21 protein-coding genes are annotated in these 21,470 nt (G+C 65.6%); 6 read left to right on the forward strand and 15 right to left on the reverse strand.

Annotation, left to right across the window (positions count from 1 at the left end; all coding sequences use genetic code 11):
• Window positions 1-32 precede the first annotated feature (32 nt).
• Genes ACYVG8_RS14450 through ACYVG8_RS14460 form a run of 3 tightly spaced genes read right to left on the reverse strand, consistent with a single transcriptional unit; the run spans window position 33 to window position 2,161 of the window.
• Window positions 33-1,223 carry a sugar transporter gene (locus tag ACYVG8_RS14450; protein ID WP_107889699.1) on the reverse strand — a complete coding sequence of 397 codons (1,191 nt, stop codon included), beginning with the start codon at window positions 1,221-1,223 and terminating at the stop codon, window positions 33-35.
• A gap of 46 nt (window positions 1,224-1,269) precedes the next feature.
• Entirely contained in the window at window positions 1,270-1,611 is a 342-nt protein-coding gene (locus ACYVG8_RS14455; RefSeq protein WP_028498877.1) for a DUF6616 family protein, read from the reverse strand.
• A gap of 16 nt (window positions 1,612-1,627) precedes the next feature.
• The gene (locus tag ACYVG8_RS14460) at window positions 1,628-2,161 is read right to left on the reverse strand and encodes a MarR family winged helix-turn-helix transcriptional regulator (protein WP_107889698.1); all 534 of its coding nucleotides are present in this window, start codon (window positions 2,159-2,161) and stop codon (window positions 1,628-1,630) included.
• A 259-nt stretch (window positions 2,162-2,420) separates the two neighbouring features.
• Here ACYVG8_RS14460 and alaS point away from each other — a divergent pair, with 259 nt between their 5' ends.
• Window positions 2,421-5,054, forward strand: coding sequence for an alanine--tRNA ligase (gene alaS, locus ACYVG8_RS14465; RefSeq protein WP_460746146.1), 2,634 nt, complete (start codon window positions 2,421-2,423; stop codon window positions 5,052-5,054).
• 162 nt (window positions 5,055-5,216) lie between these two features.
• Here the strand turns inward: alaS and speA are convergent, their stop codons facing one another.
• Window positions 5,217-7,103 (reverse strand): arginine decarboxylase, encoded by a 1,887-nt coding sequence (gene speA, locus ACYVG8_RS14470; protein WP_028498880.1) that lies wholly within the window; start codon window positions 7,101-7,103, stop codon window positions 5,217-5,219.
• 255 nt (window positions 7,104-7,358) lie between these two features.
• Entirely contained in the window at window positions 7,359-7,532 is a 174-nt protein-coding gene (locus ACYVG8_RS14475) for a hypothetical protein (RefSeq protein ID WP_460746148.1), read from the reverse strand.
• A gap of 137 nt (window positions 7,533-7,669) precedes the next feature.
• Here ACYVG8_RS14475 and ACYVG8_RS14480 point away from each other — a divergent pair, with 137 nt between their 5' ends.
• A complete protein-coding gene (locus ACYVG8_RS14480; protein ID WP_084299955.1) occupies window positions 7,670-7,816 on the forward strand; it encodes a DUF3149 domain-containing protein in 147 nt (48 codons plus the stop codon).
• A gap of 138 nt (window positions 7,817-7,954) precedes the next feature.
• Here ACYVG8_RS14480 and ACYVG8_RS14485 read toward each other — a convergent pair whose 3' ends face one another.
• Complete coding sequence (locus ACYVG8_RS14485; protein ID WP_460746149.1) at window positions 7,955-9,844, reverse strand: sensor domain-containing diguanylate cyclase; 1,890 nt, start codon at window positions 9,842-9,844, stop codon at window positions 7,955-7,957.
• Window positions 9,845-9,944: 100 nt separating this feature from the next.
• Entirely contained in the window at window positions 9,945-10,631 is a 687-nt protein-coding gene (locus ACYVG8_RS14490) for a Crp/Fnr family transcriptional regulator (RefSeq protein WP_028498882.1), read from the reverse strand.
• A 344-nt stretch (window positions 10,632-10,975) separates the two neighbouring features.
• Here ACYVG8_RS14490 and ACYVG8_RS14495 point away from each other — a divergent pair, with 344 nt between their 5' ends.
• From ACYVG8_RS14495 to ACYVG8_RS14505, 3 genes are all read left to right on the forward strand, one after another.
• Entirely contained in the window at window positions 10,976-12,151 is a 1,176-nt protein-coding gene (locus tag ACYVG8_RS14495) for an NnrS family protein (protein ID WP_460746151.1), read from the forward strand.
• A 63-nt stretch (window positions 12,152-12,214) separates the two neighbouring features.
• Entirely contained in the window at window positions 12,215-12,616 is a 402-nt protein-coding gene (locus ACYVG8_RS14500; protein WP_460746152.1) for an NfeD family protein, read from the forward strand.
• A 12-nt stretch (window positions 12,617-12,628) separates the two neighbouring features.
• Window positions 12,629-13,600, forward strand: coding sequence for an SPFH domain-containing protein (locus ACYVG8_RS14505; protein WP_028498884.1), 972 nt, complete (start codon window positions 12,629-12,631; stop codon window positions 13,598-13,600).
• Between the two features lies 1 nt (window position 13,601).
• Here ACYVG8_RS14505 and ACYVG8_RS14510 read toward each other — a convergent pair whose 3' ends face one another.
• Window positions 13,602-15,086: an MFS transporter gene (locus ACYVG8_RS14510; RefSeq protein ID WP_107889694.1), complete on the reverse strand. Its 1,485-nt coding sequence runs from the start codon at window positions 15,084-15,086 to the stop codon at window positions 13,602-13,604.
• Between the two features lie 90 nt (window positions 15,087-15,176).
• On the opposite strand from ACYVG8_RS14510, the gene ACYVG8_RS14515 reads away from it, so the two are divergent.
• Window positions 15,177-16,103 (forward strand): LysR family transcriptional regulator, encoded by a 927-nt coding sequence (locus tag ACYVG8_RS14515; RefSeq protein WP_460746154.1) that lies wholly within the window; start codon window positions 15,177-15,179, stop codon window positions 16,101-16,103.
• A 70-nt stretch (window positions 16,104-16,173) separates the two neighbouring features.
• On the opposite strand, the gene accD is transcribed toward ACYVG8_RS14515, so the two are convergent.
• The 7 genes from accD to ACYVG8_RS14550 form a co-directional block, all read right to left on the reverse strand.
• Window positions 16,174-17,037, reverse strand: a complete 864-nt coding sequence (gene accD, locus ACYVG8_RS14520; protein WP_028498885.1) for an acetyl-CoA carboxylase, carboxyltransferase subunit beta — start codon at window positions 17,035-17,037, stop codon at window positions 16,174-16,176.
• A gap of 74 nt (window positions 17,038-17,111) precedes the next feature.
• Window positions 17,112-17,909 (reverse strand): tryptophan synthase subunit alpha, encoded by a 798-nt coding sequence (gene trpA / locus ACYVG8_RS14525; RefSeq protein WP_028498886.1) that lies wholly within the window; start codon window positions 17,907-17,909, stop codon window positions 17,112-17,114.
• An 8-nt stretch (window positions 17,910-17,917) separates the two neighbouring features.
• On the reverse strand, window positions 17,918-19,120 hold the full coding sequence (gene trpB, locus ACYVG8_RS14530) for a tryptophan synthase subunit beta (protein WP_028498887.1): 1,203 nt from the start codon (window positions 19,118-19,120) through the stop codon (window positions 17,918-17,920).
• Entirely contained in the window at window positions 19,107-19,736 is a 630-nt protein-coding gene (locus tag ACYVG8_RS14535; RefSeq protein WP_460746155.1) for a phosphoribosylanthranilate isomerase, read from the reverse strand. The genes trpB and ACYVG8_RS14535 overlap by 14 nt, the downstream gene beginning before the upstream one ends.
• A gap of 8 nt (window positions 19,737-19,744) precedes the next feature.
• A complete protein-coding gene (gene truA / locus ACYVG8_RS14540) occupies window positions 19,745-20,521 on the reverse strand; it encodes a tRNA pseudouridine(38-40) synthase TruA (protein WP_028498889.1) in 777 nt (258 codons plus the stop codon).
• The gene (locus ACYVG8_RS14545) at window positions 20,518-21,150 is read right to left on the reverse strand and encodes a CbiQ family ECF transporter T component (RefSeq protein WP_051528768.1); all 633 of its coding nucleotides are present in this window, start codon (window positions 21,148-21,150) and stop codon (window positions 20,518-20,520) included. The genes truA and ACYVG8_RS14545 overlap by 4 nt, the downstream gene beginning before the upstream one ends.
• 71 nt (window positions 21,151-21,221) lie before the next feature.
• Window positions 21,222-21,470 (reverse strand): hypothetical protein (locus tag ACYVG8_RS14550; RefSeq protein WP_460746157.1); only part of this gene is annotated, 249 nt, incomplete at its 5' end.

Raw genomic sequence — 21,470 nt, forward strand, 5'->3', positions numbered from 1 at the left:
GCGGGATTTTTCATTGCCGGCCGGCAGGACAGCTATTGCGGCTGCGGAACGGGGTGGCGGGAAAAGTGCCAGATGGCGCCGCCGCACAGGACCAGCCCGCCCACGGCCAGCAGCCCGCCGACAAGGCCGACATGGGCCAGCCCCAGCTGACGGCTGACCACGCTGCCGAGCAGGGCGCCGGCGCCGATGCCGATATTGTAGATACCGGAATACAGTGACATTGCCACATCGGTCGCATCCGGCGCCTGGGACATCACCTTTGACTGCATCACCAGACTGAAGCTCATGATGGCCACCCCCCATGCCGCACTCAGTCCGCCCAGCGCCACGGCGCTGCCGGACAGCGGCAGCAGCAACAGCAGGCACAGCGCCAGCCCGCCGATGCTCACCAGCACAAAGCCCTTCGGAAAGCGGTTGCTGTAGCGGCTGAACAGTACCGAGCCCAGAATGCCGGCACCACCGAACAGCAGCAGCAGGACCGTGGTCATGTCGCCGCTCAGCTGCGCCACGGTCTGCGCAAACGGTTCGACATAGCTGTAAGCGGTGAATTGTGCGCTGATGACCAGCACGGTCAGCAGATAGAACACGACCAGCCTTGGCCGGCGGAACAGGATCGGCAGGCTGGCGAGCGAACCCGCATTGCGACTGGGCAGCAGCGGCAGCGCTTTCATCAGGCACAGCAGGGTCAGCCCGGCCAGGGCCCCGATCAGCAGGAAGGTCGAGCGCCAGCCAAGCGCCTCGCCGATCACCCGCCCGAGCGGGATGCCGAGCACCATGGCCAGCGAAGTGCCGGTAGCCAGCAGCCCCAGCGCCTGGACCCGCTTGCCCTCCGGCGCCACGCGCACCGCAAGCGACGCGGTAATCGACCAGAACACGGCATGGGAAATGGCAATGCCGATCCGGCTCAGCAGCAGGATGGCAAAATTCCAGGCAATACCGGACAGCAGATGACTGCCGATAAACAGCAGGAAAACCAGCAGCAGCAGGCGACGACGTTCGATATTGCGGGTCAGCAGCATCAGCGGCAGCGAAGCCAGCGCCACCATCCACGCATAGATCGTCATCATCAGCCCGACCGTGGCGACCGGCATGTCGAAACTCCGGCCGATATCGCTCAATAGCGCGACCGGTACGAACTCGGTGGTGTTGAAGATAAAGGCGGCCAGCGCCAGGGCGACAACACCGAGCCAGCGACCGGCTCGCGCATCCACGGGAAGAGTCATTTAACGGCGTTCAGGGTAAAACGCCATTTTCGCGCGTCGTGTCCTTTCACGCCACGGCGGCAAGCTGGGCCAGATGCCCGCCCAGGTCCGTGCCACGGCCGCCGGCATTGACGGTATCGAAGTAGTCATGCCAGCCCGAGGCGGCAATGCCGCCCAGCAGCGCATCGAGCGCGGCCTGATCGGCCAGCCGCCACAGGGCGAAGAAACGCTGCGGTGCGGGATGCAGGCTGCCGGCCTCCACCTCGCCCATGGCGAGTACCTCGACCCCGAGGGCCATCAGCGCCCCCATGCCGGCGCCCACGCCGTCGAAGAACCGCTGTCGGCCAGCCGGGTCCAGTGCCAGCCAGGCCGGTTTCGGTGAATAGAGTTCAGCCAGATAGTGCGCCATGGGATTTTTCCTTGTTTCAGGTGGGTGAGAACGGGGTGGCCGGCGGCGGCTGGCCGTCACGGCCGGCATCGGTCCGCAGCCAGATACGCTGCAGCAGGCGGCTCAGCTGTTGCTGCTCCGCCGCGGTCACATCGGCGAACAGCGTCGCGATCCAGCGCGAATGCTCGTCGGCCAGCATGGCGGCCGTCTCCCGGCCGGCGGCCGTCAGCCGGACCGTGACCCGGCGCCGGTCAAGCGGATCGGCGGCACGGACGACAAAGCCGTCGCGCTCCAGCCCGTCGAGCAGGCCGGTAATGGTGGCGCGCGTCACCCCGGCCCGTTCGGCCAGTTGATGCGGCGACAGACCGTCCCCGGCGTCGAGCAGCAGAAACAGCAGCACGAACTTCCCTTCCGACAGCCGGTGACGCCCGAGCCGGGTCGCACAGTCGCGGTCAATGGCCGCGCCCAGCGCCAGCAGCTCGAAGCACAGCCGCACCTTGTCCAGATCCGGCTGTTGCCGGCGCCCCGCCCCGTCGAGCAGGGCCAGATGTTTTTGTTCAAGCCAGTTCATAAGCCGACTTATAATATGGCACCTAATCATTTGTCAAACCCGAACCGCCGCCGATCCCCTGCCCGGCCGGCAGGCATTTGCCCACCCGGCGCCCGCGCGCATTGCATCCTGCCCGCGTTCATAAGAAAATCGGGACGTTCACCGAAGCATGACAATGCCCGGCCATTACGCTGGGCATTGCTACTGCTACCCCAACTCAAGCGGTTTCACGACGGTTGCGAGACAAGCGTCCTGAAACCGCTGCAAATGAATACGAGACATGAAAGCCTCCGAAATCCGTCAGAAGTATCTCGACTTCTTCGCGAGCAAAGGTCACCAGGTGGTTGCTTCCAGTTCGCTGGTACCGTGGGAAGACCCGACGCTGCTGTTCACCAATGCCGGCATGAACCAGTTCAAGGACGTGTTCCTCGGCTTTGACAAGCGCCCGTACACCCGCGCCACCACGTCGCAGAAGTGTGTCCGCGCCGGCGGCAAGCACAACGACCTCGAAAACGTCGGCTACACCGCGCGTCACCACACTTTCTTCGAAATGCTGGGCAACTTCAGCTTCGGCGACTACTTCAAGCGCGACGCCATCCACTACGCGTGGGAATTCCTCACCTCGTCCGACTGGCTGAATCTGCCGAAGGACAAGCTGATGGTGACCGTGTACGCATCGGATGACGAAGCGTTCGACATCTGGAACGAGGACATCGGCGTCCCGGCCGACAAGATCGTCCGCATCGGCGACAACAAGGGTGCCCCGTACGCCTCGGACAACTTCTGGCAGATGGGCGACACCGGCCCGTGCGGCCCGTGTACCGAGATTTTCTATGACCACGGCGCCGATATCTGGGGTGGCCCTCCGGGAAGCCCGGAAGAAGACGGTGACCGCTTCATCGAGATCTGGAACAACGTGTTCATGCAGTTCAACCGCGATGAAAGCGGCACCATGAACCCGCTGCCGAAGCCGTCGGTCGACACCGGCATGGGCCTGGAACGCATCTCGGCCGTGCTGCAGCATGTGCACTCGAACTACGAGATCGACCTGTTCCAGAACCTGATCCATGCCGCCGCCCGTGAAACCGGCGTGCCGTTCAGCATGGAAGAGCCGTCGCTGAAGGTCATCGCCGACCATATCCGCGCCTGCAGCTTCCTGGTTGCCGACGGCGTGATGCCGAGCAATGACGGCCGCGGCTATGTGCTGCGCCGCATCATCCGCCGTGCCATCCGCCACGGCTACAAGCTCGGCCAGAAAGGCCTGTTCTTCCACAAGCTGGTGCAGGACCTGACCGACGAGATGGGCGATGCCTATCCGGAACTGCGCCAGAAGCAGAGCGTGATCGAAGACGCGCTGCGCCAGGAAGAAATCAAGTTCGCCGAAACGCTGGACAAGGGCATGGCGCTGCTGGAACAGGCGCTGGCCAATGGCGACAAGGTGCTGGACGGCAAGACCGCCTTCCAGCTGTACGATACCTTCGGTTTCCCGCTCGACCTGACCGCCGACATCTGCCGCGAGCGCGGACTGAGCGTCGACCAGGCCGGCTTCGATGCCGCCATGGACACCCAGCGCGCCCAGTCGCGGGCGGCCAGCACGTTCAAGATGGGCGGCAAGCTCGACTACGACGGCGCCGACACCTGCTTCGAAGGCTATACCGAGTCCAGCAGCGAAGGCCGCGTGCTGGCGCTGTACAAGGACGGTCATCCGGTTGACAGCCTGGTGGCCGGCGATGACGGCGTGGTCGTGCTCGACCGCACGCCGTTCTACGCCGAAGGCGGTGGCCAGGTTGGCGACGTCGGCACCCTGTCGGCCGGCGGCGGCGTGGCCGCGCTGTTCGACGTGCTCGAAACCAGCAAGATCACCGCGACCTCGTTCGGTCACCGCGGCAAGCTGGTGCGCGGCGGCCTGAAGGTCGGCGACAGCGTGACGGCGACCATCGACCTGCACGTGCGCCTCGCCACCCAGCGCAACCACTCGGCGACCCACCTGATGCATGCCGCGCTGCACGAAGTGCTGGGCAAGCATGTCGCCCAGAAGGGTTCGCTGGTCAATGCCGAACGTACCCGCTTCGACTTCTCGCACGGCCAGCCGGTCACGGCAGCGGAAATCGCCGAGATCGAACGCGTGGTCAATCATGTCATCGCGGCCAACTACGAAGTGACCGCGACGCTGATGCCGCACGACGAAGCGCTGAAGACCGGTGCCATGGCACTGTTTGGCGAGAAGTACGGCGATGTGGTCCGGGTACTGAAAATGGGCGACTTCTCGACCGAGCTGTGCGGCGGTACCCACGTCAAGCGTACCGGCGATATCGGCCTGTTCAAGATCGTGGCCGAATCCGGCGTCGCCGCCGGCATCCGCCGCATCGAGGCCTTTACCGGCGAAGGTGCGCTGCGCTACATCCAGGCCCAGGACGCACTGGTGCAACAGGCCAGCGCCGCGCTGAAGGCACAAAGCCATGAGGAAGTGGTCAGCAAGATCGCCGGCCTGCAGGACCATGTCCGCACGCTGGAGAAGGAAGTCGGCCGGCTGAAGGGCAAGCTGGCCGCCAGCGCCGGTGACGAACTGGCGGCCGGTGCGGTCGACGTGGCCGGCGTCAAGGTGCTGGCAGTCGAACTCGACGGCGCCGATGTCGCCACGCTGCGCGACACGCTGCAGACACTGAAGGACAAGCTCGGCAGCGCCATCATCGTGCTTGGCAGCCACAGCGACGGCAAGGTGCAGCTGGCCGCCGGCGTGACCGCCAACCTGACCGGCAAGGTCAAGGCCGGCGAACTGGTCAACCACGTTGCCGCCCAGGTCGGCGGCAAGGGGGGCGGCAAGCCGGATACGGCCATGGCCGGCGGCACCGAACCGGGCAAGCTGGCCGGCGCACTGGCCAGCGTGCAGGGCTGGGTCGCCACCAGGCTGTAAGCCGCCGGCAAAGCAGGAAAAAGGCGACGGGGTATCGTACCCCGCCGCCTTTTTTTCCCCTGCTTCTGCTGCCGGAGATTCTGTCCGGCAATGAAAAACGGCGCCAGGGTTTCCCCCGGCGCCGCTGTCATGTCCGGCCGCAACGGCCGGTCAGGCGTCCTGTCACACCATCAGGTACGACGACTGGGTCAGCCCGTGGCGGAAGGCGCCAAGGTACTCGCCGCGCTCGGCATCGCTGAGCGGCGCACCGGCCAGCTTGTCGTGGTAGCGGCGCATCAGCTCGTCCGGCGACAGGTGGACGTAACGCAGCATGTCCTCGATGGTGTCGTGCTCCTCGATCCCGCCCCAGTTGATGCGGCCGGCGTCATCGGCATAGACGTTCACGCTGTCGGTATCACCGAACAGATTGTGCATGTCGCCGAGAATCTCCTGGTAGGCACCGACCAGGAACACGCCCAGCAGGTAGTCGTCGCCCGCCTTCACTTCATGCACCGGCATGGTCGATTCGATCGACTGCTGGTCGACATACTGCGTGACCTTGCCGTCGGAGTCGCAGGTCAGATCCTGCAGCACGGCGCGACGGGTCGGCTGTTCGGTCAGGCGGTGGATCGGCGCAATCGGCAGCAACTGGCCGATGGCCCAGGTATCCGGCAGCGACTGGAACACCGAGAAATTGCAGAAGTACTTGTCGGCCAGCTTCTCGCTCAGTTCGTCGAACACCGGGCGGTGCGCACGCTGCAGCGTGTTCAGGTCACGATAGATCCGGCGGCCCAGCGCGGCGTAGCACTGTTCGGCAAATGCCTTCTCGCGCAGACCGGCCACGCCTTCGACATACATGTCAGCCACGGTCGACACATACTGGCCGGCACGGAAATAGGTTTCCGTCATGGTCAGGATGTCTTCGCTGGAGGCCAGTTCGTACAACTTTTCCAGTGCGGTCGGCAGCTCTTCGATATCGGCCAGCGACTTGATGTCCGGCATGTCGTCGTTGCGGCGCTCGACGTCGGTCACGTTCATCACCAGCACCGCGTGATGGGCGGTCAGCGCACGGCCGGACTCGCTCATCAGGTGCGGGCAGCGGATGCCCTGCTCTTCGCAGAAGTTCTTGGTCATCGACACGATGGTCTCGGCGTATTCGCCGATGGTGTAGTTGACCGAACTGGCATTGCGCGAGTGGGTGCCGTCATAGTCGACGCCCAGACCGCCGCCGACGTCCATGTGATCGAGCGGCAGGCCGAGGCGCGCCAGTTCGCCGAGGTAGCGCAGCGCTTCGCGGAAGCCCTGGCGGTAGTCGGCGATGTTCGCAATCTGCGAACCCATGTGGAAGTGCAGCAGCCGCACCGAATCCTTCAGGCCGGCAGCGATAAAGCGGTCGGCCACCGTCAGCAGCTGTGCGGCGGACAGGCCGAACTTGGCCTTGTCGCCGCCGGTATCGGCCCACTGGCCGGTGCCCTGCGACAGGCGCACGCGCAGGCCGACATTCGGCACCACGCCGAGCTTCTGCGCTTCCTCGATCACATACTGGACCTCGATTTCCTTCTCGATCACGATGAAGACTTCGTGGCCGAGTTTCTGCCCGATCAGCGCCAGGCGCACGAACTCGCGGTCCTTGTAGCCATTGCAGGTGATCTTGCCGCCCGGATGCGCGAGCGCCAGCACGGCCATCAGTTCGGGCTTGGAGCCCGCTTCGAGGCCGATCGGCAGCGTTTCGTCGGCGATGATCGCCTTGATCACCGCTTCCTGCTGGTTGACCTTGATCGGGTACAGCAGCGTGTAGCCTGCCGGATATTCCCAGTCCTTTCGGGCCTGGTCGAAGCCGTCGATGATGCGGCGGGCACGCTGTTCCAGAATGTCGGGGAAACGGACCAGCAGCGGCAGTTGCAGACCGCTGGCGCGCAGTTCGCCAACCAGTTTGTGCAGATCGATCGGGTGGCCATCCTTGCCGTGCGGGCGCACGACGACACTGCCGTTGTCCCCCACGTCGTAGAAGTGACTTCCCCAGTGCCGGATCCCGTAGAGATTCCGGCTGTCATTGACAGTCCAAGCCATGAAACGTTGTCCTTTAACGCACGGCGCACGAGTGCTCAGGTGATGCACGCCAGATTAAAAAACCCGTCCTCCGTTTCACGGCTTTGGGCCGAATAGCGCCTAGAGAGTCTTCAAGCGGGATGGCGCCGCCTGTCGGGAACACGGGGCGGGCTACACCCCGTGTCCTCCCAGAATCGCGTTGGAGCCGCGACTCTTTTGTTGCGGGGACGTTCGGAAAGGCGCGAATTCTAACAACAATGTTTTTGCGATGCGGAATTAATTTTCCGTGTCAAGGCGAACGGTCAAAATATTGAACACCAGCAGCAGGTAAGCGCTTGTTCGCCCAGCAGAAAAACGGTCCATAGTCAGCCACATGGGCGCAACGCCGCTCACCCGCCGCCGCGGGGTGTTTAAGATATTTTGTGCAGGGGTTTCCGGGATGGCGGGCATGTCGGCCGGGTTGTCACCACGACAGGAGGAATACCACCGGGTTTGACGTCAATCAATTGTCATTACCCGACTTCGTCAGACAATAGCTATCAAAGCCCGGTCACCCCGACGGGGACATCCACAGGAGCGCTTCCGCCATGGAACTCATGCTTGATCTCTTTTCGTCCGATGTCGGCATCCTGAGCCTGCTCGTCATCCTCATCACGCTGGGCATCGTCTGCACCTGTATCGTTTACTTCATCCGCAAGTCGCACGAAGCGCCGCCGGAAGACGCAAAGCAGTAACAGGCAGCACCGGACCCGGCGCCGCCGCAGGGAAACCCCGTTTCGCGCGGCCGTTCTGCGTGGACAGGGGACATGGACAGTCTGAAACGGCGGCGACCCGGTGGGCTCGCCGCCGTTTGCCGTTGATGCCGGCGGCCGTCAGTCGGCGACTTCGACCCGGTCGCGGCCGTTGTTCTTGGCCGCATACAGCGCCAGGTCGGCGCGGATCAGCATGGCGGCAAAGGTTTCCGGCCGGGCGGGGTCATGGCTGGCCACGCCGATGCTGACCGTCAGGTGCAACGGCGCAATGCCATCCAGCAAGATCGCCTGCTTGCCGATGGCGACGCGCAGCCGTTCGGCCACCAGCACCGCATCGGTCAGGCCGGTTTCCGGCATGACGATGGCAAATTCCTCGCCGCCAAGCCGCCCCGGCACGTCGCTGGCCCGCAGGGTGTCGATGCAGCAGCGCACCGTGGCCCGGATGGCCTCGTCGCCGATATGGTGCCCATGGCTGTCATTGATGCGCTTGAAATGATCGATGTCGAGCATCAGCACCGACAATGGCCGCTGATGGCGCATGGCCAGCTGCAGCAGGCCCTCGCCACGCTCCAGCAGGCTGCCGCGATTGGCGATGCCGGTCAGCGTATCGGTGGTCGCCAGCACCTGCAGGCGCTCTTCCAGCGCCCGCCGGGCCGTAATGTCGTTGATGCCGATCAGCAGCGCCGGCCCGTCGTCGAACAGGATCGCGCTGGCCGAGACCAGTACCCACATGGCCTCGCCGTCAGGTCGCACCAGCGGCATTTCCCGGCCGGACACATCGCCGGCCTCGTCGACCTTCTCCACCAGCCAGACCCGCTCGACCTCATCCAGCCGCAACTGGCGCTGATCCGGATCGTCATCACCGGGGGCCAGCAGTTCCGCCGATGGCGGGTTGGCGAACAGCACCCGGCGCGCGTCCGGCCGGGTGACGATAACCGGTGTCGGCATCGCATTGACCAGGCGGCGGAAGCGGGCCTCGCTGGCGCGCAGCCGCTTCTGGTGCTCGAGCAGGGCCGCATGCCGGCGGCGGTCGCGGCGGTACAGCAGGAAAATCCCCGAACCGAGTACGGCCAGGATCGCCCCGGCGGCACCGGCCACCAGGATGCGTCCATGCCAGTCGGTCAGATAGTCGCGTTCGGACAGGCCGACCGCCAGCACATAGGGCATGCCCGGCAGCCAGCCCCAGCTGTACAGGCGCATTTCGCCATCATTGATCGAGCGGAAGCGGACCACCCCGCCGGGCTGGCCGGCAGCCATCTGCTCGACCATCGGGTGGTTGCCCGGCGTCCCCTGGACCCGCGCAGCCGGATAACGGGCCACAACATCCAGCGCCGTGTCGCGCAGCGCCACGACACCATGCGGACCGTAGTCGGTACTCGACAGCATGTCCTCGATATAGCTGATGCCGATATCACTGAGCAGCAGGCCGGCAAAGTGGCCGTCGGCAGTATGGATCCGGCGGACGATGGTCACGATATGCCGCTTGTCGATCCGGCTGTACATCGGCCGCGAGTAATACACCTTGATCGACGGGTCATCGCGCATGATGCGCAGGTAGTCGCGGTCGGACACGTCCGCCGTCCAGACCTTGCCGTAATGGTCGAGCGCCAGCAGCCGTCCATCCGGGCTGACCACGCCGACCTGCCCGGCCTGCGGCAGGCGGCCGCTGTAATAGCGCAGCACCTGTTCCAGCCTGGCCCGGTCGACCGGGTCCCGGGCCGACAAGTGCTCGACCCAGCGCGTATGGACCCCGCCCTCGACGGCGATCAGCACCAGTTCCACTTCCCGGAACATGCCGACCAGGCGCGACTCGAGCAGACGGCGCAGATTGCCGGCACTGGCTTCCGCCCGGCTGACTTCTTCATGCCGAGACTGGTAGAGTTCGATGGCCTGGAAACCGCACAGCAAGACGCCGAACAGCAGGGCCAGCAGCGGAACGACGCTGGAGAAGGCGGCCGACTCCCCGATCAGACCGGGCGAGCGAAGACGGCGACGGCGGGGACGAGGCAAGGGGAAAAGATCCGGTAGGTCATTTTAGACCCGCGATTGTAATCGCAACTTCATGCCGCACCCTAACTCATGAAGCATAATTTCTACCGGATGACATGGATTATGCCGGTTGCAGCAGCTGACTCAGCCGCTCGCTGTCGAGAATTTCGATCTCGCGCCCGTTGACGCTGATCAATTGCTGGGTGACCAGCTGGTGCAGCGTGCGGGACAGGGTTTCCGGGGTCAGGTTCAGCCGCGACGCGATCAGGTTCTTGTTGACCGGCAGCACCACGCAATACCCCTGGGTATCCTCGTCGGCCACGCATTGCAGCAGGAAGGCGATCACGCGCTGAACCGCATTCTGCATCGAATACGACTCCACATCGCGAATCAGCCCGTGCAGGCGGGTCGACAGCCCGGCCAGCATCGAGCGGGCAAAACGCGGGTCGGCCTCGATGGCACCGACGATGGCGCGTTTTTCCACCATCAGCAGGAAAGAATCCTCCAGCGCCTGGGCCATGACCGGATAGCTGCGATCGAGGAACATGACCGCCTCGCCGAAGCTCTGCCCGGGCCGGATCAATTCGACGATCTTCTCGTTGCCCTGCGGTGCCGTGACCGACAATTTGACCATCCCGGTGATCAGCAGATGGACGCCGTCACAGACGTCGCCACGCTGGAACAGCACCTGACCACGCGGATAGCGCAGTTCATGCACGTGCGGCAGCAGGCCACCGATATCGGTTTCTGACAGCGCCCCGAACAACGGGTGGTGACGCAGGCAGCCGCGCAAATCTAACTGTGACATTCCGGACTCCATGACAAACCGATCAGCCGCGATTGTGCCGCTTTCCGGCCCGGTTGAGGAATCCTTCTACCTGACTATGGACAGCCGGGAAGGATTACCTTGATGCGTCTCAAGGACGCTGCCCCGGCGGGGCCGTGACACTGTGGTCGGGCCACGGTGCATGCCTCCCGCCCCGCGGGCGGAAGCACGTGAAAAAAGTGTCGGTTTCCCGCCCGCTGGCCCATACCGGAGAAGCCGGTGCCCCCGTCGGCCATGGGGACAGCTTGCCGATGGCCTTGATCCACGTCAATGACGCACAATCCACCGGCAACCGACACTTTCCCACCTTCAATCCGGTATCCGTCATGGCCCTGTTCTCCGCCCCCCACCGTTCCCTGTTCCTCTGCGGCGCGCTCGCAGCCATCGCCACGATGGCCTGGTGGTGGATGGTCCACTTTTCGGCCGCGCCGCCGGCGCTGAGCGTGGTACCGAGCCAGGCGCACGGCTGGCTGATGCTGTACGGGATCTTTCCGTTCTTCATGTCCGGCTTCATCCTGACCGCGGGCCCCAAATGGCTGGCGGTACCGCCGCCGCGGCCGCCGCGCTGGCTGGCCGTGGTCGCGCTGATGGCGGCCGGCCTGCTGACCGTGCTGGCCGGCACCCGGCTGTCCGCACCGGTCGTACTGGCCGGGATGGCGCTGTATACCCTGGGTTTTGCCGGCCTGACCCTGGTCTGGTTCGACCGGATTCGTGCCAGTCGCGCGCCGGACCGGCTGCATGCCTGGATGGTGCTGTGCGCGTTCGTGATCGGCGTGATCGGCCTGCTGTGCGGGCTGGCCTGGATCGCGGCCGGTGATGCGCGCCTGTGGCTTGCCACCCGCAGCCTGGCGCTGTGGGGTTTCCTGCTGCCGGTGTTCCTGACCGTCTGTCACCGGATGGTGCCGTTCTTTACCGGCAATGTGCTGCAGCCCTACACGGTCTGGCGGCCACGCTGGTTGCTGTTCGCCATGCTGGCCGGCAGTGCGCTGCACGGACTGGCCGAGCTGACCGGCGTCACGTCGTTCCCGGTCGATGTCGCCGCCGCGCTGCTGCAGTGGTACGTATGCTGGCGCTGGCAGGTCTGGCGCACCTTCCGCGTGCCACTGCTCGGCATGCTGCACGCGGCCTTTCTGTGGTGCGCGATCGCCTTCAGCCTGTATGCACTGCAGTCCGGGCTGGCGCTGGCCGGCATCTGGGTCGGCGGGTATGCGCCACTGCACGCGATGACCGCCGGCTTCTTCGCCACCATGCTGCTGGGCTTCGCCACCCGCGTCACGCTGGGCCACAGCGGTCGCCCGCTTCAGGTCGGCCGGGTGCTGATCCTGGTCTATCTCGGCATGCACCTGGTCGCCCTTTCCCGCGTGCTGTCCGATTTCCTGCCGGCGGCACGCGGCCCGCTGCAGATGGCGGCGGCGATCGGCTGGCTGCTGGTACTGGCCGTGTGGGCCTGGAAAGTGGTTCCGATCTACCTGAAACACCGCGCCGACGGTCAGCCCGGCTAGCACGGCACGCCCGGCGAGGGCGCATGACGGACCACGTGTTATCCTTCAGGCATGGATACCTGGATGCAGTGGCTGGTCGTCGCGCTGTTGGCGCTGGCGATGGAACTCTTCTCCGGCAGTTTCTTTCTGCTGGTGCTTGCCGTCGGCCTGGCGGTCGCCGCCCTGCTGGCCTTTCTCGGCCTTGATGCGGCGGTCCAGGCCGCAGCGGCCGGCGTGGTCACGCTGGCCGGCTGGAGCCTGCTGTGGCGCAAACGCCGCAGCCTGCGCCCGTCCTCTCCCCCGATGTCCCTCGATGCCGGCGCCCCGGTCCAGCTGTTGACCTGGACCGGCCCGACCCAGTGTCGCGTCCGCTACCGCGGCGCAGAATGGGAGGCCGAACTGATCGGCCCGCGCCATCCGGACGAACGCTACGTGGTCGCCCGCCTCGACGGCAACACCCTCGAAATCACCGCAGACAATGCGTAAGAAAGGACGGTAATGGAAGCCGCCATCGTTTTTCTGGTTCTGGTCATCATTTTCGTTTCCCGCGGCATCCGCATCGTGCCGCAGCAAAGCGCCTTCGTCATCGAGCGGCTCGGCCGCTATCACGCCACGCTGTCGCCGGGCCTGAACCTGATCATTCCGTTCGTCGACCGCCTCGCCTATCGCCACAGCCTGAAGGAAGTCCCGCTCGATGTCCCGAGCCAGGTCTGCATTACCCGCGACAATACCCAGTTGACCGTCGACGGCATTCTGTACTTCCAGGTAACCGACCCGCACCGTGCGTCATACGGTTCCAGCAATTACATCATCGCCATTACCCAGCTCGCCCAGACCACACTGCGTTCGGTAATCGGCCGCATGGAGCTGGACAAGACCTTCGAGGAGCGCGACGAGATCAACCGCGCCGTGGTCGCCGCTCTCGACGAAGCCGCGTTCACCTGGGGCGTCAAGGTCCTGCGCTACGAGATCAAGGATCTGGTGCCGCCGCAGGAGATCCTGCACTCGATGCAGCAGCAGATCACCGCCGAGCGCGAAAAGCGCGCCCGCATCGCCCAGAGTGAAGGCCTGAAGATCGAGCAGATCAATATCGCTACCGGTCAGCGCGAAGCTGCGATCAAGAAATCCGAGGGCGAGCAGCAGTCGCTGATCAACCAGTCGACCGGCGAAAAGCAGGCAGCCATCAATCGCGCCGAGGGCGAAGCCGCTGCACTGCGTCTGGTCGCCGATGCCAATGCCCAGGCCATCAGTCTGGTTGCCGCCGCCATCCAGAAACAGGGCGGCAACGACGCCGTGAACCTGAAGGTCGCCGAGCAGTACATCGAGGCATTCGGCAAGCTGGCCAAGACCAGCAACACCATGCTGCTGCCGGCCAATGCAGCCGATGTGGCCGGCATGGTCGGTACCGCGCTGTCGATGCTGAAGCAGACCCAGCAGGTCAGCGCAGCGCCGACGTCCGGCAACCGCTAGGCTAACGCAGCGTCTTCTGCCACAGCACCGCCACCAGCCCGACCCCGCACAGCAGCGCCAGCCAGATGAACACCTGGTCGGCGCTGAGCAGTACCGCCTGCCGTTCCACCATGCCGGCCAGCCCGGCCAGGCTGGCGGCCGAATCGACGTATCCTCCCTCGACCATCAGCGGATTGAAACCGTCCAGCTTCGCCACCAGTGCGGTATGGTTGCTGGCCAGGGCATCGAGCCAGAACAGATTGCCGATACCGGAACCGGCCGTGATCGCGATCTGGCGCATGACATTCTTGAATGCATAGGCGTGGATAAAGTCCTGATGCGGGATTTCACGAAAGGTCAGCCCGGCGACCTGGATCACTGTCAGCAGCGGAAACAGCCCTTTCAGGGCAAACACGGGGAACAGCGCATCGGCCGGCGTTGCGCCGGTCGCCGAGGCCGACAGCCAGACCAGCGTCAGCGCGCACAGCGCAAAACCGGCGGCAATGACCTTGCGCCGGTCCGTCATCCATGGTGCCAGGCGGTAGTAGACCGGCAGTGCCAGCGCCGTGCACACCCCGCTGGTACTGAGGATCAACCCGGTCGTGGCGATATTGAATCCTTCTCCGGCCTGCAGGTACTGCGGCGCCAGGAAGGAAATGGCGCCATTCAGCAGATAATAGAACGCGTAGAAGCCAAGGCCGGCCAGGTAGCGGCGGCTGACCACCCGCCTGACGTGCAGCCACGGGTCGTCATGCACCAGCAGGTGCCGGCCGACATAGATCAGCAGCAGCAGCGCGGCCGAACCGGTCAGCACCAGGGTCGGTGACAGCCGGGTATAGCGGTAGTCCTGGACCGTGTGCAGCAGCAGCAGTACGCCCAGACTCAGCGCCAGCAGGGCCAGCCAGTCGATATTGCCGGCGGCACGCGGCAGGTGTGCTTCCTTCGGCAGCAGGCGCCAGCACAGCAGCAGGACCAGCGTGCCGAAGGTCGCCTGCATGACGAACACCGCCTGCCAGTTGCAGGCCTGCACCAGCACGCCGGTCAGCCACGGCACCAGCGCCATGCAGCCGAACAGACCGAGCATGAAGAGTCGCAGCTGCCTGCCCCGCTGCTCGGGCCGCAGAACCTGCTGCAGCATGATGCGCGAGCCGCTGAACAGCGGTCCGCCACCGATGCCCTGAATGACCCGCGCCAGCACCAGCATGCCGAACGAGGTACTCACGGACGACAGCAGCGCGCCGGCGACGAACACCGCCAGACAGCCCGTCAGCAGGGTGCGGAAGCGCATGAGCCGGGTAAAGCGTTCCAGCAGCAGGATCATGGTGGTGCCGGATGCGGCATAGGCGCTCAGCAGCCACAGGAAATCCTCGGGCGCGGCATGCAGGCCACCCCGGATATGGGCGCTGGCGGTCACCACGCTGGCGGTGGACATGAAATCCACACAGGTGATCAGGCCGGCCAGCAGGCCGATGTAGCGCCGACGGTGCAGGAAACGGTATCTGGGCATGCAGGCAATCTCTTGGGAGAGGCCAGCATAAGAGATATTTTCGCGACAATAATCGGGAAAAACGGGTTAGATTGTTGCTATATTGGAACAATGAACTGTCTTGACGACCTGAACCTGTTTGTCGCCGTGGCCGAAGCGGCCAGCTTTACCGCTGCGGCCGGCCGGCTGGGCATGCCGAAATCCAGTGTCAGCCGCGCCGTGACACGGCTGGAGGCCGCGCTGGGCAACCGTCTGTTCGAGCGCAGCACCCGGCATCTGCGCCTGACCGAAGCGGGTGAACAGCTATGGGCACAAAGTGCCCCGCTGCTGCAGCGGCTGGAAAACGTGCTCGAGCAGTCGATGGCCCACAACGAGGCACCACGCGGGCTGCTGAAGATCGCCTCACCGTACGAACTCGGCATCCTGCGGCTGGGTACCGTCGTCAACCGGGTGCTGGCGCAGCATCCGGCGCTGGAAGCCCAGGTCGAGCTGACTTCGCGTCATCATGATCCGCGAGCCGAGGATTTCGATATCGTGTTCCGGCTGCAGGCCGCGCCACTGCCCGATTCCGGCCAGATTGCACGGCGCATCTACGACGTGCCGCGCCGGCTGTACGCTTCGCCGGCCCTGCGCGACCAGTTGCGGCTGGAGACGCTGGTCCACCCGGGCGAGCTGGCAACCCTGCCCTGTCTGATGAGCCCGGCCGAGCCGGAGTGGCAGCTGTGCGCGCCGGATGGCCAGATTGTCACCATCCAGCCTCGCGGCCGGCTGCGCGCCTACAACGTCAGCCTGCTGCTGCAGGGCGTGATCGCCGGTCTCGGCATCGGCCTGCTGTCGGACAGTTACTGCAGCGAGGCGGTGAAACGCGGCGAAATTGTCCCCCTCCTGCCCGATTACCCGCCGTTGCCGCTGCGCGTGTATGCGCTGCTGCCGGGCCGGCGGCTGATGCCGGCCAAGGTCCGGGTCTTTCTCGATGCGGTGGCAGAGGAACTGGGGCGCAGCGCCCCCGACAGTGTGGCACCGCACCCGGTCGGGTAAAAACAGACGGCCCGCCGCCCCTCCCGGACAAACGGAGGGGACGACGGGCCGTCGGCGGACGGGCGCGGACTCAGACGGCGGCGGGTTGCCGCATCAGCAGCGTCAGCATGCCGGCCACCTTCTCGCGCATCTCGCGCCGGTCGATGATCTGGTCGAGCGCGCCCTTCTCCAGCAGGAACTCGGCACGCTGGAAGCCTTCCGGCAGCGTTTCGCGTACGGTCTGTTCGATGACCCGCGGACCGGCAAAGCCGATCAGCGCACCCGGTTCGCCAATCACCACGTCGCCGAGGAAGGCGAAGCTGGCCGAGACGCCGCCCATGGTCGGGTCGGTCAGAATGGAGATGAACGGCAGCTTGCGGTCGGTCAGCAGTTGCAGCGCAGCACTGGTCTTGGCCATCTGCATCAGCGAACTCAGGCCTTCCTGCATCCGCGCGCCACCGGAGGCCGCCACGCAGATGAACGGGCAGTCGGCCTCGACGGCGGCACGCACGCCGCGCACGAAGCGCTCGCCGACCACCGACCCCATCGAGCCACCGATAAACTTGAACTCGAAGGCGGCCACGACCACCGGCAGGCTGAGAATCGCGCCCTGCATGACCACCATGGCGTCGTCTTCGCCGGTCTGCTCGTGGGCGGCAACCAGCCGGTCCGGGTATTTCTTGCTGTCCTTGAATTTCAGGATGTCGACCGGGCGGACTTCCGCACCAATCTCGGCCCGCCCTTCGGCATCAAGCAGGACATCCAGCCGCGCACGCGCATTCAGCGGGTGATGGTGCCCACACTTCGGACACACATGGAGATTGTTCTCCAGGTCCGTGTGGTACAGCACCGCCTCGCAGGCAACGCATTTGGCCCACAACCCTTCGGGCACGCCCGACGGTCGCTTGTTGTCCTTCTTGATCTTCGGCGGCAGGAGCTTGTTCAACCAGCTCATGGCAACTCCGTGGAATGCAGCAAACCCGCGAGTTTACCTCGCGGGCGCAAAATTGTCAGACATCGATCGCCGGATCAGGCGTCCAGCGCGGTACGGATCTCGCGCAGCAGCGCTTCCAGCCGGGCGGGCGCAGCAGCCGGGCCGGCGGCCTCGATCTCCTGCACCAGCCGCGAACCGATCACCACCGCGTCGGCCACCGCGCCGATGCGGCGCGCCGTTTCGCCATCGCGAATGCCGAACCCGACCCCGATCGGCAGCTTGATGTACTGTCTCAGCGCCGTGACGCGGGCTGACACCTCGGCCGGGTCCAGCGTGGCGGCACCGGTCACGCCCTTCAGCGACACGTAGTACACATAGCCGCTGGCCAGCGCCCCGACGGCCTCGACCCGGTTCAGCGGCGTGGTCGGCGCAATCAGGAACACCGTCGCCAGGCCGGCGGCCTTCAGCACCCCGGCGTATTCGGCGCTTTCTTCCGGCGGGCAGTCGACGGTCAGCACGCCATCGACACCGGCGGCCGCGGCCGCCGTGGCGAAGGCCTCGTAGCCCATTGCCTCGATCGGGTTCAGGTAGCCCATCAGCACGACCGGCGTGGTGCTGTCGTCGCGACGGAAATCCGCGACCAGGCCAAGTACGGTGCGCAGGCTGACGCCATGCGCCAGCGCCCTCTCGCTGGCGAGCTGGATCACCGGGCCATCGGCCATCGGGTCGGAAAACGGGATGCCGAGTTCGATGACATCGGCGCCGCCGCGCACCAGCGCATGCATCAGGCCGACGGTGGCCGACGGGGTCGGGTCACCGGCGGTAATGAACGGAATCAGGGCCTTCTTGCCATCGCGGGCCACGGCGGCCAGCCGGGTGTCGATACGATTCATAGCTGTGCTCACAATTCGATGCCGGCGAGACCCGCCACGGTATTGATGTCCTTGTCGCCACGACCGGACAGCGACACCAGGATGCTCTGCTCCGCGCTCATGCCGGCGGCAAGCTTCATCGCGTAGGCGACGGCATGGCTCGACTCCAGTGCCGGAATGATGCCCTCCAGCCGGCACAGCGCATGGAACGCTTCCAGCGCCTCGTCATCGGATACGGCAACATACTCGGCACGGCCGATATCCTTCAGGTACGCATGCTCCGGGCCGACGCCGGGATAGTCGAGGCCGGCCGACACCGAGTGGGTCTCGGCGATCTGGCCATTCTCGTCCTGCATCAGGTAGGTGCGGTTGCCGTGCAGCACGCCGACCGGCGCATTGGCCGTCAGCGGCGCGGCATGCCGGCCGGTGGCGATGCCGTCGCCAGCCGCCTCGACACCGATGATGCGCACGCCCGGTTCGTCGATATACGGGTAGAACAGCCCGATCGCGTTCGAGCCGCCACCGACGCAGGCCACCACCGCATCCGGCTGCCCGCCGGTCATCTGCGGCATCTGGATCCGGGCTTCCTCGCCGATCACCTTCTGGAAATCGCGCACCAGCATCGGGTACGGGTGCGGGCCGGCGCAGGTGCCGATGATGTAATAGGTGCTGTCGATATTGGCGACCCAGTCGCGCATCGCCTCGTTCATCGCGTCCTTCAGCGTCCGCGAGCCAGACTCGACCGGCACCACGGTGGCGCCGAGCAGCTTCATGCGGAACACGTTCGGCGCCTGGCGCTTGACATCCTCGGCGCCCATGTAGACCACGCACTCCATGCCGTAGCGTGCCGCCACCGTCGCCGAGGCAACGCCATGCTGGCCGGCACCGGTCTCGGCGATCACCCGCTTCTTGCCCATGCGCCGGGCCAGCAGCGCCTGGCCGATGGTGTTGTTGACCTTGTGCGCGCCGGTATGGTTCAGATCCTCGCGCTTGAGGAAGATCCGCGCGCCGCCGGCAGCCTCGGACAGGCGGCTGGCAAAGTAGATCGGACTCGGCCGGCCGACGTAGTGCTTCAGCTCGTAGCGGTACTCTTCCATGAACGCGGGATCGTTCCTGGCCTTTTCGTACTCTGCCTTGAGTTCGTCGAGCGCGGACATCAGCGTCTCGGCGACGAATACCCCTCCGTGCCGGCCGAAGTGGCCCTGGGCATCGGGCATGTCATACGGATGCATCGTGAACTCCTGAGATGAATGCCGCGATTTTCGCGGCGTCCTTGATTCCCTTGGCGGCTTCGACGCCGCTCGAGACATCGACCGCCGCCGGCCGCACACGGCGGATGGCGTCGGTCACGTTTTCCGGGTCCAGTCCACCGGACAGGATCAGTGGCAATGGCAGCGCTGGCGGCAGCAGACGCCAGTCGAAGGTCGCGCCGGTGCCGCCGGCCTGGCCGGGGACAAAAGCGTCGCACAGCAGACCGCGGGCGCCGGCATGGCGGCCGGCATAGTCTAGCAAATCGAGCCCCGGCCGCACGCGTACCGCTTTCAGGTACGGACGCTGAAACGCGCGGCAGAAGTCCGGCGATTCGTCACCATGAAACTGCAGCATGTCCACCGGCACGGCGGCCAGCACCGCTTCAACCTGCGCCGGCGCCGGGTCGACGAACAGCGCGACCACGCTGACGAACGGCGGCAGCGCCGCAACCACGGCCCGGGCCTGCTCCAGTGTCACATGCCGCGGGCTGTCCGGGTAGAACACCAGGCCGATGGCATCGACGCCGAGCCGCGCGCAGTCACGGGCATCCTGCGCCCGGGTCAGGCCGCACACCTTGATGCGGGGCGTCTCGATCATGGCGACTTTCAGAAAAAGATCCGGCCGCCGGTCTGCGGCAGCCCGAAATGCGGTGGATAGGTCACGCCGGTCAGGTACAGCCCGTCCGGCATGAAGGTCGGCGGCGCGCGGCGACGGTCACGCTCGGCCAGCAGCGCCTCGATCCACGCCGGCGGGTAAGCCCCCTTGCCGACATAGACCAGCGCCCCGACCAGATTGCGCACCATGTGGTGCAGGAACGCATCGGCATTGAGATCGAAACGGATCAGGTCGCCATGCTGATGGATATCGAAGCGGGCCAGCGACTTGACCGGCGTGCGCGCCTGGCATTCGGCCGCGCGGAAGCTGGAAAAATCATGCGTGCCGAGCAGGCGTTGCGCGGCATCGCGCATGGCGTCGACATCGAGCGGCGAGTGGAACCAGCCGGCCCGGCCGGCTGCCAGTCCCGGGCGTACCGGGTGATTGAGCAGGTAATAGCTGTACGAGCGGGCAGACGCCGAGAAACGGGCATGGAAGTCGTCGCTGACCTCATGCGCCCACAGCACGGCGACGCCGGGCGGCAGGAAACGGTTCACGCCGCGCACCCAGGCTGTGGCCGGACGGCTCGCCTGCGTGTCGAAATGCACTACCTGTTCGGCCGCGTGCACGCCGGCATCGGTCCGGCCGGCGGCCAGCACCTTGACCGGATGGCTGGCGATCTCCGTCAGCGCCGCCTCCAGTGCATCCTGCACGGTCCGCCCGTCCGGCTGGGTCTGCCAGCCGCAGAAATGACGTCCGTCGTATTCGAGCCCGAGGGCAATCCTCATGCGATCCATACCAGCATGACCCCGAGCGCGGCAAGCGCCAGAACCACACCGTCCACAGGTTGAAAACGCGGACATTGTAGCGTCATTCCACACGCATCGGCCGGCACCGGCGCATCGGCCGCCAGTGCCGCCCAGACATCGGCCAGCGCAACCCGCCGCCGGTCCAGCCACTGCCGGGCCTCATCCAGCGCCAGCCACAGCAGCGTCGCCATCCGCTCCGGATCCAGCCGCAGCCGGCGCAGCGGAATCATCAGCGTGTACAGACCGGCCAGTTGCGCCGTATCCGGCGTCAGGAACAACACCACGCGAATCAGGCAGACCAGCACCAGCAGTCGCAGCGCATGCTCGCCGCCAACTTCCAGACCCTGCCAGGTCGGCGACCAGCTCATGCCCAGCACCGGGTCGCCGGGCACGGTCCAGGCGAACGCCACCATCAGGGTCAGCAGCAGCAAGCGGGTACGCCGCAGCGTCGAGGCCAGCACGGTCGGCGACAGGGCCAGCAGGATGGCGACGCCAAGTGCCGCCAGCGCACCCAGCCCTGCCAGCGGCAGGGCCGGCAACAGCAGGGCCACCGCGAGCCACAGCAGGAAACGCGTCGCGGGGTGCAGTCGGCAGAACAGTCGGGCCATAAGGGCAAAGTCAGGGAAATGCAGCTCGCATCGTAACATGCCCGCCACACCGGGCTGGCGTCCCCCCGTTTTCAGAACACCCGCTGATAACGCGCGGTCACACCATGGTCGCCGCTGACCGCATCCCGACCGATGTGGGCGCCAAGATCGAGGCGGCTGTCCCTGCCATGGAAGCCGAGACTCAACCGCCCGCCGTAACCAAAGCGTGCCCGGTCCGCCGCCAGGGTGAACCGCCCGCCACCCGGCAGGCTGGCGAAGCGGGCCTGCCGGACGGCGGCCTGCCGGTACAGCGTCGGCCGCCCCAGCAGTTCGGCATCGAC

The organism is Microvirgula curvata (assembly GCF_054781615.1).